The 13957-nt window shown below is 42.2% G+C and carries 7 protein-coding genes; 6 read left to right on the top strand and 1 reads right to left on the bottom strand.

Going from position 1 to position 13957, the window contains the following annotated elements:
* The first annotated feature begins 583 nt into the window (after nt 1-583).
* The 5 genes from NST40_RS18465 to NST40_RS18485 all read left to right on the top strand — a co-directional run bounded on the left by NST40_RS18465 (nt 584) and on the right by NST40_RS18485 (nt 10860).
* Entirely contained in the window at nt 584-1231 is a 648-nt protein-coding gene (locus tag NST40_RS18465) for a transcriptional regulator (RefSeq protein ID WP_076219940.1), read from the top strand.
* Between the two features lie 476 nt (nt 1232-1707).
* Nucleotides 1708-2496: a MerR family transcriptional regulator gene (locus NST40_RS18470; protein WP_076277746.1), complete on the top strand. Its 789-nt coding sequence runs from the start codon at nt 1708-1710 to the stop codon at nt 2494-2496.
* Entirely contained in the window at nt 2493-3170 is a 678-nt protein-coding gene (locus NST40_RS18475; protein ID WP_342409874.1) for an N-acetyltransferase, read from the top strand. Before NST40_RS18470 ends, NST40_RS18475 begins: the two co-directional genes overlap by 4 nt.
* Nucleotides 3154-4161 (top strand): alpha/beta hydrolase, encoded by a 1008-nt coding sequence (locus tag NST40_RS18480; protein WP_342409875.1) that lies wholly within the window; start codon nt 3154-3156, stop codon nt 4159-4161. Before NST40_RS18475 ends, NST40_RS18480 begins: the two co-directional genes overlap by 17 nt.
* Nucleotides 4162-4998: 837 nt before the next feature.
* Nucleotides 4999-10860 carry a bacterial Ig-like domain-containing protein gene (locus NST40_RS18485; protein WP_342409876.1) on the top strand — a complete coding sequence of 1954 codons (5862 nt, stop codon included), beginning with the start codon at nt 4999-5001 and terminating at the stop codon, nt 10858-10860.
* Between the two features lie 74 nt (nt 10861-10934).
* On the opposite strand, the gene NST40_RS18490 is transcribed toward NST40_RS18485, so the two are convergent.
* On the bottom strand, nt 10935-11714 hold the full coding sequence (locus NST40_RS18490; protein ID WP_076218689.1) for a helix-turn-helix domain-containing protein: 780 nt from the start codon (nt 11712-11714) through the stop codon (nt 10935-10937).
* Nucleotides 11715-11834: 120 nt separating this feature from the next.
* On the opposite strand from NST40_RS18490, the gene NST40_RS18495 reads away from it, so the two are divergent.
* Nucleotides 11835-13751 (top strand): right-handed parallel beta-helix repeat-containing protein, encoded by a 1917-nt coding sequence (locus NST40_RS18495; RefSeq protein WP_076277750.1) that lies wholly within the window; start codon nt 11835-11837, stop codon nt 13749-13751.
* The last annotated feature ends 206 nt before the right edge of the window (nt 13752-13957 follow it).

Raw genomic sequence — 13957 nt, forward strand, 5'->3', positions numbered from 1 at the left:
TGGGAACTCTGAATGCTTACGCCGCGCGCATGCGGACTCAGGAGACCTTATTTGTTGAAAAACGAGGGTTTTGACACGCTATCGGACTCAGTTGCAACTATTCGCTCATAACTACCCCATTTTGAGTCGATATGCAGCTAATAAGAGCTATGCAGTCCGTAACTTTTGGAATACGAGCGAAAATGTACGAATAGCTGCAATACGGTCCGCAACGTTCGAAAATGAATAATGATATTGCGCAGAGCACGTAATCCATTTTTGCGGATCAGTAAGCACATAATGCTCGTCCTAGAAAAGCCATGCGGCCGCGCGGGGGAGGAATCCGCTTTTAGAGTAACTATTAACTTCAGCAAATTTAGCTCGTTCACCATGCTAGCTTCCTTCATCTAAAATCTATTAGAATTCGTCATCTTTATACACAGTAACTCATTGAAGAAATCCCCAGCACTCATTATAATAGCAACTATAGGTCGTGAAGAACACGCCGCTTTTATACAATCTCTATCCTGGGTTTAGCTCAGGAGGAATTGTATGGGAGCGGCTTTTTCTTTTTTCAAAAAATTACTTAAGGAGGATATACAAAATGTCCAGATTCGAACAGCAACTAGAGGAATGGTTACAGATCAACTTGGATAAGGAGAACAATCCCCGCAGACAGGAGCTTCTTGCAAAAGGGTTGGGCTATGGAACAGTCGAATTTCTGCGTGCCGTATGGTTTCCTGCTGTAGGAAACTTCAACTACTTGTTCCCCGAATGGGAAGTGCGCGATTTCAACAATGGTTATCGTTATCTTGATCTGGCCTATATGCCAGGTGGAGCAAAGGGCGGAATTGAGATTCAAGGCTACGGTCCGCATGCTAGAGATCTTGATGTACGACGATTCAAAGATTTATGTAGACGCCATTCCTTATTATCGCTAGACGGTTGGACCTTCCTATCCATCGCCTATCCCTCAATCACGGACGAGCCTCAGCTATGTCAACAACTAGTACTCGCATTCATCGGCAAATTCATGGCTTCAGACGCGCCCTCTTCATTAACTTGGTTAGAAGCTGAAACACTTCGTTTCGCAAGACGTCTTCTGCGTCCTTTCACACCTGTTGAACTCACCCATCATCTTAGAGTCACTAATCGCCATGCCCGACGTGTTTTACATGAGTTAGTTGAACAGCAGCTACTAGAGATCGTCGGTGGAAAAGAACGCAATCGAACCTATCAGCTTAGAATGTGATGATTTGATTAGTTTGTTTTGATTATTTTGGTTTGATTAACAAAGTTACGTTCGGACCGTATAGCTCTTATTTCCCAATTATCTTCGTTTTCGCCACGCTATCGGACTCAGTTGCAGCTATTTACTCAAAAACACTGCTCTGACCCAATTCTTCAGCTCATTAAGAGCTATGCAGTCCGAAACTCACGGAAAATGAGCGAATCAGCTAAAATAGCTGCATTACGGTCCGTAATGGCAACTCTAGGGTCATACCAGCAAGGCTCATACAAAAAAATGATCCTGAATCTAATCCGTTGCACCCCCGCATTGTCCTTCCAAAATCTAAGTCTTTTTCATTACCATCTATTACTATTACTAATCATTATTCAGAAAAAAAGTGCTCTGCTTAGTCCGTATTTTAATCAACACTTGACCTTAGGTCTGACCTAAGGTTTATAGTTATTTCATCAAATAACTTACAGTTAGGAGCACCGCCCTTGAATCCGTACCTTACAATTGGCGAACTATCAAAACTTATGAATGTATCTATCCACCAGATTCGATATTTTGAAGAAAAAGAAATCCTGTTTCCATCCTATATAGACAATAATCAGTACCGGATGTACGGCATCGATGAGATCTATCAATTGGCACATATCCTGTTGCTCCGCAAATTAAACATCCCTGTCAGCACCATTAACCAAAGTATTAGTAAATCCGCAACGAATAACTACCAACTGCTGTTAGAGAAATCGTTAAACAAAATCAACTCAGAAATAAACCAATTAATAATGCTGCAACAATTTATACAAAAGGTACTAAAAGAGCATGCAGATTATGGCAACATGGAGGGGGAGTATCAAATTAAACATGTGGACAATCGTTATCTGAAAAAGTGGTTGGTGCTAGAGGATAACGAAACAATAACTGCACGAAGTTTATATGAAAAAAAACCGCAGTACCATCATTTATTTGAAACAGATTTGCATTATGTATACGATTCTGAACAAGTAACCTTATGCTTTGAAACCATTGAAACCACTCCCGCCCCTGACATTGTTTTAGAAAAAGGGTGTTATCTCTATAAAGCATTTTTTGTAACAGACGATCAGGATGTAGATCATGAGATTGCCAAGCTGGAACACTTTTTAAATGGGCATCACTACATGGTATTGGGACCAATCATCATTTTGGAGAAATCGTACCTATCCATGTTTAACAACGACAAGCTTCATTATGAGCTTCAAATTCAAATCGAGCATGCCTTAGATGATACCACTAAATGAGTACAAACGAGGTTATCATCGCCCATTACCAGGAACAAGATCGTGAGGCTGTAAGCAGGCTTTTGGTAGATGCATTTCACGGGAAATTCCACTCTCTTCTCTCTCTCGAGGACAATGAAATTGCTGATCTGCTTATAAGACTTTGGGAACAAGATTCTACTTCTTTATCATCCAAACAAATAATCGCTTATGAAAACGGAGAAGTGGTTGGCACTATCTACTTAAAATGGCAGGATACGCTCTCCCTTAAAAAAGGATCAATTAAACCACTGAATCGGGCTCCCTTTTTGCAGCTATTCAAGAAATTTGGATACTTAAATGTTTGTAAGTTAATCCTTGGGTTATATTTTTTGGATTATCAACCTAGAGCAAAAGAGTGTTATGTGGCTCATTTGGCTGTTCGGTCCAGTCACCGCAATAAGGGAATTGGCAAAGAGTTGCTGGGTTGGGCGGCGGATTTTGTAAACAGTCATTCTGAGGTTGAAAAGCTAACGCTACATGTTGCTAACAAGAATAAACGAGCCATTAATATGTACCAGCAGTTGAACTTTGAGATCCATAAATCTGACTATAGCGCGGTAAGACATTTACTTTTTAAAGAGCCTGTTTGGCATTACATGATAAGAAAAACATCGCTAAAATCTGGGGGATCAATGAATGAAAAAGAAAAATAAGCTAACTGTCTGGATGATTACCATTTCGTTGTTGATTGCAGCGGTCCTGTTCGTACTACAGCAACATTCTTTTTCAATGACTGAGCAAAAAATTGAAATAGATACGCCTCAAGGTCAACTAACAGGAACCTTAGTTCTGCCTGAAAGTTACTCTGGAACCGTCGGACTGGTAGTTTTTGTTCATGGGGATGGCCCAGTTAATGATACTTACGATGATGCATATAAACCTTTGTGGGAAAAGCTCGCCTCTGCCGGATATGCTTCCTTATCTCTTAACAAACCGGGTATTGGGGGTTCTTCAGGGAACTGGCTAGAGCAAAGCATGGAGGATAGAGCGCAAGAAACTATATATGCGATTAACTGGGCTAAAGCCTTACCTATGATTGATGATCAAGCTATTGGTTTGTGGGGAGCAAGTCAGGCGGGCTGGGTGATTCCTAAGATTGTTAAAAAAGTGCCTGATCTCGCCTTCAGTATTCTTGTATCCCCCGCCATTCAATGGATTTCTCAAGGACAATACAATACCAGACAAGAGATGATTTTAGAAGGTTTTTCAGAACAGGAGATAAAAAAGAGAGAAGATTATAACGCGCAAATCCTACTGCTACTTAAAGAACAGGCGTCGTATGAAAGTTACTTGCGAATTGCACAATCGGACGATTTAATTTCCAAAGAAAAATGGGGTTTTTTCGCTAAAAATTATCAGTCAGATGCGAGCGGGGATTTAAAAAACTTCACTACACCTGTCCATTTAGTTCTTGGCGGGCAAGATATAAATGTAGATGTTGAGGAAACCGAACGTGTTTACCGTGAAAAAATTCCTGAAAATCTGCTTTCAGTCTTCTTTATTCCTGATGCTGATCACTCTATGCTCTCAAAAAAGAATGCCTCATCACCATTAAGAACATATTTGACCGCTGTCTTTTTTCCACGACATATTGTTGTTGAGCCATATTTAGATGATTTGGTTCACTTTGTAAGCCAGTTTTAATCTGTTTGCCATCCATTATGCACTCTCGCCAGCTGAACTCCCTATGTTCGGACTGTATAGCTCTTATTTGCCAATTATCTTCGTTTTCGCCACGTTATCGGACTCAGCTGCAGTTATTTACTCAAAAACACTCCTCAGATCCACTTTTTCTGCTCATTAAGAGCTATGCAGTCCGAAACTCAGGGAAAATGAGCGAATTAGCTGAAATAGCTGCGTTACGGTCCGCAACCACCACGCGGAAAGTACTTAACAACAGCACAAGCCCATGTAAAGGCTTTGATTTTTTCAGAAACTACGCATTTTATAGAATGCCTACGTCTATCACCAATGATCTCCCTACGTTCGGACTGTATAGTCCTTATTTGCTGAATTTCCTCGTTTTCGCCACGCTATCGGACTCAGTTGTAGCTATTTACTCAAAAACACCCCTCTGATCCACTTTTTCAGCTCATTAAGAGCTATGCAGTCCGAAACTCAGGGGAAATGAGCGAATTAGGCGAAATAGCTGCACTATGGTCCGTAACTCCAATCGCGGGCGTAATTTTTGCTCAAACGGTTGTGAACCTCCATTGCGAGCATACTTACCGGCAATTTCGGCGCCCGTAACCACCACGCCAGCGTACTAACCACCAGCAACAGACTCCGAAAACTCAACGTAAGTAGCAGAAGCAAAGGCATAAACCGGATGTCATTAACTCAGATTATCCCTCTCCTGCTGCATAAACAGCGTTATATGGCGTATTGATTATAGCTGTACGCTTTAGTGATAACGTATAATTTCGGATGATCAAGCTTAGCTTTGGTCAAAATCGATCATATAAGGAGAGGTTTTAATCATTGAGAAAACAACAACGTTTGTTAGCCATGCTCGTAACCTTCCTGCTTTTGTGTTCCTCTTTTCCGTTATCGATGTTTGCAGAGGAAGCACCTGATCCTTATGAAGGAATGATTAACATTCAAAGTGAATGGCAAGGCAGCGTATTTGGTGATGTTGGGGGGCAAGACAAGATTACTGCGGCCAACTTTGGCATTACGGAGAACACGGATGGATCAGCAACACTGCGAAGCTCGAACGATAGAGGTAAAGTATCGGGCAGCATGGAAGGTATCGCTTATTACTTTAAAGAAGTTGATCCAAGTGTTAATTTTGAATTGAAGGCAACGGCTCACGTGGATGCTTGGACAGCCAATAACCAAGTTTCCTTCGGAATAATGCTGCGCGGCAATGTGTGGGATAACCAATTCGGAGCCTACTCTGGAGATTATGTCGCCGTGGGTGCTTTGGATCAAGAAATGAAAGCGTTTCACAAATTGCAAAATACAAGCCTACAGAAACTTGGGTACGTGTTTGATAACGCTAATCGCCCTGCCCAAGGAGAGAATTACGAATTAAGCATCAAAAAGACCGGAAATCTGTATATTGTCCGCATCGGCAATGAAACCAAAACGATCGAAAGCTTTGACGGCTCCATTCAATATGCGGGCCTTTATACCGCTAGAAATACTACGGTTACGTTCCGAAACATTCAATTCAGTCAAGAAGGCCAAATCGAGCTAGGACCTTGGGGCTTCAGCGCCTTCGGAGGCAATACTAGTCCAGCTAAGAACCCCGAACCTATAATTGAAAGTCCAACCTCTGTAACGATAACGACTTACGGCGGCAAAATCTCCAGCAGCGATGAGGGATTATCTTTTTATTCGAAAGAGATTCCTGTGGATGCGAACTTTGAACTGAAAGCGACCGCTTCAGTGATTGCTTTTAATAGCAATAGCACTGTCAGCACACCTAACCAGAAATCCTTCGGTCTTATGCTCCGCGACAGTGTTGGAACAAACGGAGATGCAAGCACAACCACTTCTAACTACGCGGCGGTGGGTGCTTTGGATCAGGTAATGAAAGGTTTTTATAAAAAAGACACCCAAGTGAAGTTAAATCCTTTTAGCGATATCCAGGCCCCGTCCGCAGGAGCTGTATATTCGCTAAGTATTAAAAAATCAGGAGATACTTATCGATTAAGTGTGGGTGATCAGACCGAAATCATAACTCTGGACGATACGTTCACTGATACTCTTTTTGCCGGAATCTATGTAGCTAGAGATGCAACTGTTACTTTCAGTGACATAGACATCCAGCTTGAATCCAAAATCGTAACCAGCATAACCGCTGATACGAGCGCAATGACGAAAACCACTTATCTGGTTGGTGAACCCCTTGATTTGACTGGATTAGTCGTTAAGGCTATTTTTTCTGATGAGAGTGAAGCAGTTTTGTCTTCTACGGATTATATTGTTACAGGCTTTGATAGCAGCAAGGTTGGAGAAAATATCATAACCATTAACTACAACGGTGCTTTCGTGAGCATTCCTTTGCAAATCGTTCCATTAACTATGACCTCATTATCAGTGAAGTATTATCCAGCTAAAACCGTATATTACCCAGGGGATACCTTCGATCCAGAAGGTCTTGTTCTTGTTGCCAATTATAACGACGGCTTCCTGACCAAAGAGCTGACCAGTGATCTTTATTCCCTCTCCATTAACGGACAACCGGTCAGTGATTTGTTACCGTATCTATTTACGCAATCAGGCTCCACAGCGGTATCCGTTACTACAACAGAGGCGCCGGCAATCACAACGACCTTTAATGTGGAAGTAAAAGCAGCGACGTTATCCGCTTTAGAAATTCGAAATGAACCTAAACAAACACTCTACTATATCGGTGACTCCCTCAAACTAGAAGGACTTGTGGTTTATGCTCATTACAGTGATGGTACACAGATTCGGCTGTTGAACAATGAATACAAGGTCTCTCCTCTCGACACCACGACATCTGGGGATAAAAAAATCACAATTACGCATAAAGGCTTAACAACCTCTTTTCAAGTTAAGGTCAACGTTAAAAAACTACTTGGCATCGAAGTCACCAGCTATCCTAAAACTACCTTTTTTATTAACGAAAACTTTGACAGCAAAGATCTCTTCGTATCCAAAGTGTATGATAATTCAGATAGAGAGAAGCTAAACAGCTATACGCTCGACACTTCCAAGTTCAACAATCAGGCAGCTGGAGTGTATGAAATTGGCATACTCCCTACCGATTCTTCTATTATGCCCATTACGTATTCCGTTACAGTAAAAGAAAAGATGGATCCCGTTTGGAAAAGCATTCAATTCGGTCAGTCCACTTCAGCTACTAACAATCAGACGATTGTCAACGAGGATGGATCCGCCCAACTGATCGCTTTGGAAGGCGGCGGTAAAGTCACCGAAGATCATGACGGCATTACCTTCTATTACACCGAGCTAGATGCTGCGGAAGATAATTTCGTGCTGTCTGCGGATATCCAAGTGTTGGCTTTTGCAAAAAATCCATATGACGGGCAAGAATCTTTTGGCATTATGGCACGTGACGTCATCGGCACACAAGGAAATTCTAGCGTCTTTGCATCCAATATAGCTGCCATCGGTGGTTATAGCGGCGGGACGAAAAGCGATCTGGGCACACAGCTTTTTGTCCGTACGGGAGTTGAAAAAACGGATGGGACTGGCAGTAAAGGGATTCAAACCATCATGCTTCAAAAAGAACGTCCTGCACCTGCCAATACTGTTCCAGCAGCACCTTACCATTTAACCTTAGCAAAGACGAATAGTGGTTTTACAGGACAGCTCAATAATGGCCAGCAAGCTATTCATTTCACACCAGACATTCTAAGCGTACAGGATTCAAAAATGTATGTCGGATTCTATGCTGCTCGTTTAGCCACAATTAATGTAAGCAATATTCAATTAACAGTCACTTCAGCAGCTACAGATTCTCCTAAAATAGAACCACCTGCGACTCCCGTCACACCTAGCTTAAATATACTTTCACTAAGTAAAACCTCAGATCCAGCTTACCAAATGATTGTGCGCTCTAATGTCAACGGAACGGTGACGTTGAAGCAAGGTTCTACGATCATCGCTCAGGATATCGAGGCAATAGCTGGTAAACGTCTTTCTATTCCCACGAGACTTCTTGATCAAGGAGATACGAACTTCAGCATTACTTTTTTACCAGATGATACTCAGTATTTGACCTCTTATGAGAAGATCATCAGCAACTTTACCGTCACCCTAAAAAGTTATAACGAAGATGATGAGATCTACGTATCCCCCACCGGATCAAGCTCCGGAGATGGAACAATCAATCTCCCACTTGATATCGATACTGCGATTGATTTCGTTAAACCAGGTCAGCATATTATTGTGCTTGAGGGTCGTTATGTGCGGAAATCACCACTTGAGATTAAAAAGTACAATGATGGCAAAGCCTCCGCCAAAAAGTATATAGAAGCAGCACCAGGAGCAAGACCTATCTTTGATTTTGACAAAAAAACAGAAGGCGTTCTCTTGAGCGGAAACTATTGGCATGTGAAAGGACTTGATTTCACTCGCTCAGCTGGGAATACCAAGGGCTTTACGGTGGGAGGCAATTATAACATCGTTGAAAATAGCCGTTTCTATGCGAATGGTGACACTGGTCTACAAATCAGCCGAACTGATGGTACCGCGATAGAAATCAATGAATGGCCTTCCTACAACTTAATTCTCAACAGTACCTCCTTCGACAACCGTGATCCATCTGACAATAATGCCGATGGCTTTGCGGCAAAATTGACTGCGGGTGTTGGTAATATTTTTAGAGGTTGTCTGGCGCATAACAATATCGACGATGGCTGGGACTTATATACGAAAGCAGGCTCAGGTGCAATAGGTTCAGTGCTGATTGAGCACAGCGCCGCCTTCAACAATGGGTTCTTAACAGACGGAACCGTAGGTGCCGGTGATAAAAATGGCTTCAAGCTTGGTGGCGAAGGCATTCATGTCACACATACCATCCGCGATTCCATCGCCTTTGGTAATGGCGCTTATGGTTTTACAAGCAATAGTAATCCAGGTGTGATCGCCATCAACAACATCGGATTTAACAATACGCGTGGTAATATAAGCTTCACCACTTATGATCACATTACTGCAGACTTTACGATTGACGGTTTCTTATCTTACCGAACTGCCAACATTGCAAAAGACCAATATCCAGCTTCTTTAGCTGCGGACAATAATTTCATGTTTGACGGTACGCGATCGGCGAATAAATCAGGTTTAGAACTGAGTGATTCTAACTTTGTCAGCTTAAATCCTGTAGTCAATTACTCTCGGGATACTGACGGGAATATAATCTGGGGCGATTTCTTGAAGTTCATTCCTTTGGATGGGCCGGAACCAAGTCCGACGGCTTCTCCGAGTCCAACGGCTTCTCCAAGTCCGACGGCTTCTCCGAGTCCGACGGCTTCTCCAAGTCCGACGGCTTCTCCGAGTCCGACTGTTTCTCCGAGCCCAACGGCTTCTCCAAGTCCGACGGCCTCACCGAGTCCGACTGTTTCTCCGAGTCCGACCGCTTCTCCAAGTCCGACGGCTGCCGTGAGTGCAGGCAGTTCCGGAACATCGGTTGGAGATTCGGCCACTACTATACTCCATTTGGACGGTAGCGTAAGGATTGAGATACCTACTACTATGAATGGAGAAAAAGCTAGCGCAATATTGACTGAATCTTCCTTACAAAAGATTATGGCTTTAGCCAAACCTAATTCCGCAGGCCACAAAATCCTAAGAATTCAGCTCGCAGAGGAACAATCGTCAAATGTTGGCTCATTTGAAGTCACTCTCCCTGCCGCAGCATTTCTTGTTGGAGCATCCACATTGCAGCTGGAGATCAATACATCACTAGCTACCTTTGTACTTCCGGATAATCTATTCCCGGCGAAGACACTGGACAATGTGAAGACGGTTACCTTGCTCCTCAAGCCTGTCGATACAACAGGAAGTTTAAAGAAGCAATTGGGTGAAGGTTTGCTTATTGATTACGAGTTACTTTTAGATGGTACAACAGTTCAATTAGAGAGTTTAAATTCGGCCATACAAATTGGGCTTCCTTATCCAGCTGCTGTAGTTCCATTGAACAACGCCTTTATTGTAGTGTGGAACGTCAATGAGCACGGAGTCATCCAACCGGTAGTAGGCGGGAATTATGATTCAGATAAGAAGCAAGCTATTTTCTCAACAACAAATTCTTCTGGACAATACGCCGCCGTTTACAATCACAAAACGTTCAGGGACATAACTGATTCTCATTGGTCGAAGTTTATTGTAGAAGTACTAACATCAAAAGGTGTCATTAATGGTGTAACAGAAACAGAGTTTAGGCCCGACCAGACTGTTACACGTGCAGATTTCGCCCTTTTATTAGTTAGAGCTTTAGGTCTATCTGCAGCAGAAGGAAATAGCTTTGCTGATGTGTCACCTAACGATTATTTTTATGAGGGACTTATGACAGCTCAGAAATTAGGGGTAGTTACGGGCCAAACCGACGGCCTTTACCACCCTCATGACTCCATCTCCAGACAAGAAATGTTTGTTATGGCAGCTAGGGCATTGAAGGCTGCTGAGGTATGGGAATCGAATACGACCGCTTCCTCCCCCTCTGCATTAGACAGCTACACTGACCATAATCAAATTTCTAATTATGCGGCAAATGATATTGCAACGCTGGTATCAGCAGGTCTCATTAAAGGAGACTCTCAGCAGCAGCTTACACCAACTGCCCATTCCACACGTGCCGAAGCCGCCATGCTGATTTACAGAATTATGATGCAAAAATAAAAAAAGAACTCCAAGACCACTATACTCGTGGTTTTGGAGTTCTTTTTATCCTCTTCCTTCCCCCCTTAAGTCTTCTAGTTCATTTCCTTATCAGGCGGATTGGAAACCCGATACCCTTTCGGCGATTGATGGGTGATTTTCTGGAAATTCCGATGAAATGACCGTAAGTTACTATAGCCGCAAAGGTTGGCAACTTCACCAATAGTCAGATTCGAGTTTTTTAATATATAACATGCTTGTGAGATCCGATAGTGATTCAAGTAATCTGTGAAGGGCATTTTCATCAGCTGGACAAATAGCTTTGATAAATACGGGTAATCATATTGCAGATGTTTTGCTACAGCTTTTAATGTGCAATCGGCAGAATAATTTTGTTCTACAAAAAGCAGGATTTTATAGAGCACCTTTGTTTGCGGGGACTGTTTGACCGGAGCAAATGATGTCTGACAGATCAACTGCGCACATACACCATACAGGAAACTTTTCTGGCTATAAATCGAATCCAGCTTTGTACAATCAGGTTCATTCACAGCATGGAGAACATTATCATTTGGTATAAAGCTTTTATAATTCATGTGAAAATCACCTATCAATTCTGTGGAGAAGAGGATTACCATAATCTCCGAAAAATCAATCGTCTCAAATTCATGCATCTGATTAGGAAAAATAAAAACCAGATCATTTTTCTGTACCTGATAGCTTTTCCCATCAATGGAGATAGATAACTGCCCGTCGTTGACATAAATAATCTCAAATGCCCGATGAAAATGAAGTGGAAAATGATAGTTTTTCAATGGAATGAGTTTAAAGTAATCTTTTTCGCTGACACCATGTTTTTCAAAAAAGGGCCACAAGTAGATTCTCCTTCACGGAAACACTAATTTTGTCTTAAAGTGTACTATATAAAGTATAGAACTAACAACGTTATTTCCTATAATATTGGATAAAGTCAACCAAGCGGAGGTTATAGGACAATGGAATATCACGTATCAAAAACTGGTTCAGATCAAGGTCAAGGCACTCAACATAATCCCTTTTTAACCATCAATAAAGCAGCTTCAGTAGCTGTGGCTGGGGATAAGGTTATCGTTCATGAAGGGATATATCGTGAGTGGGTAAAACCAAGATACAAAGGATTAAGCGAACAAAGAAGAATTATTTATCAAGCCGCTGAAGACGAGCAGGTTGTCATAAAAGGCTCTGAGCATATACAAGATTGGCAGCAGGTTGAGAACCAAATATGGAAAGTGATCTTGCCGAACACGTTTTTTGGCAGCTTTAATCCGTATGTTGAGGAAGTGTCTGGCGATTGGCTCGTCACTATAGAGGAGACAAGACACTTAGGCGATGTATATCTAAATGGCATGTCTTTTTATGAGGTCAGTCAGTATGATCAACTGGCAGCTCCTGTCGAAAAGCTGGAGTTCAAGGATCTCTGGACACAAGAGATGGTTCCGGTCCAAAATCCAAAACAGACGACCTACGTTTGGTTTGCCGAAGTAAGCCCTGACCACACCACGATTTACGCTAATTTCCAAGGTGCCAACCCGAACAAAGAACTGGTAGAAATCAATGTACGCAGATCTTGTTTCTACCCTGAAGAAACCGGAATTGATTATATTACTGTAACAGGTTTTGAAATGGCGCATGCGGCAACACCTTGGGCACCTCCAACGGCAGACCAGCCCGGACTGCTGGGCACTAACTGGAGCAAAGGCTGGATTATTGAAAATAATATCATTCACGATGCCAAATGCAGCGCTATCAGTATCGGCAAAGAAGCTTCCACAGGCCATAATTACCGCACCCTTCGAAAAGACAAACCCGGATATCAATATCAGCTTGAATCCGTCTTTACTGCTGAGCGTCAGGGCTGGAGCAAAGAATCGATCGGTTCACATCTTATCCGCCATAATACCATTTATGATTGCGGCCAAAATGCCATCGTCGGCCACTTAGGTTGTATTTTCAGCGAAATTCATCATAACCATATTTACAACATTGCGACAAAACGGGAATTCTGGGGCCACGAAATTGCCGGGATCAAGCTTCACGCACCGATCGATACTCACATCCACCATAACCGGATTCACGATTGTACTTTAGGTTTATGGCTGGATTGGCAGACCCAAGGGACAAGAATCAGCAAAAATCTGTTCTATCAAAATCATCGGGATTTGTTTATAGAAGTAAGCCATGGCCCTTACATTGTTGACCATAATATCTTGACAGCTAAACATGCTTTAGAGAATGTAGCCCAAGGTGGAGCCTATATCAACAATCTGATCGGCGGCAGGATGGTTCATCGAAAGGTACTAAACCGGTCCACGCAATATCATCTTCCGCATAGTACAAAAATTGCCGGTTTCTCACTTATTTATGGTGGGGACGATCGGTTCTATAACAATATCATTGTTGGAAAAGACGGATGGACAGGCGTGGGAACATCACATTTCAATAACTACACCACCTCTTTGGCGGAGTATATCGAGAATGTCCATAAGTTACACGGTGATCTTGAGGAGTTTGAACTCGTTGAACAGCCTATGTTCATTAATAACAACGCTTACTTAAACAGTGCAGAGCCTTTCGAAAAAGAGAATGTAAAGCTGGTTGAAGAAAGCTTTGATCCAGACTTCTTTATTGTAGATCAAGGAGATGAGGGATTCCTTTCCATTGATCTGCCTGATAGCTTCGTTAACTTCTTAGGTGAAGTACATTCAACTGAAACTTTGCCGCGGGTGCGCATCGTGGATGCCGAGTTTGAGAATCCGGATGGCAGCAATATAATTCTGGATACAGATTTTCTGGATAAAAAGAAAGAGAATAAAAGCACTTTGGGACCTCTTACACTTTTGAATAAGGGCAAAAATTATATTAAAGTGTGGTGATCGGTAAAGCAGGTGGCTAGTCCACCTGCTTTTTTCATTGCAATCATTGAGTCTGCTACTTATTGGCCTTAATCTTTTGAATAGATACTTCGTTTTGTTCTATTATGATTTGATATTCAACAATCTCTCCTGCTTTAAATTCTTCGTTAAATTCTTTACTGACCGATCAAAGAATTGATCTGAAGGTCATGGACGATAAATAAAAC

The organism is Paenibacillus sp. FSL R10-2778, from assembly GCF_038593035.1.
GTDB classification, from domain to species: Bacteria; Bacillota; Bacilli; order Paenibacillales; family Paenibacillaceae; genus Paenibacillus_AQ; species Paenibacillus_AQ odorifer.

What these genes read in the sequence shown, in the direction of transcription:
- NST40_RS18480 (WP_342409875.1), top strand. Translation starts at nt 3,154, where the DNA reads ATGAAAAAGAAAAATAAGCTAACTGTCTGGATGATTACCATTTCGTTG.
- NST40_RS18495 (WP_076277750.1), top strand. Translation starts at nt 11,835, where the DNA reads ATGGAATATCACGTATCAAAAACTGGTTCAGATCAAGGTCAAGGCACT.
- NST40_RS18465 (WP_076219940.1), top strand. Translation starts at nt 584, where the DNA reads ATGTCCAGATTCGAACAGCAACTAGAGGAATGGTTACAGATCAACTTG.
- NST40_RS18475 (WP_342409874.1), top strand. Translation starts at nt 2,493, where the DNA reads ATGAGTACAAACGAGGTTATCATCGCCCATTACCAGGAACAAGATCGT.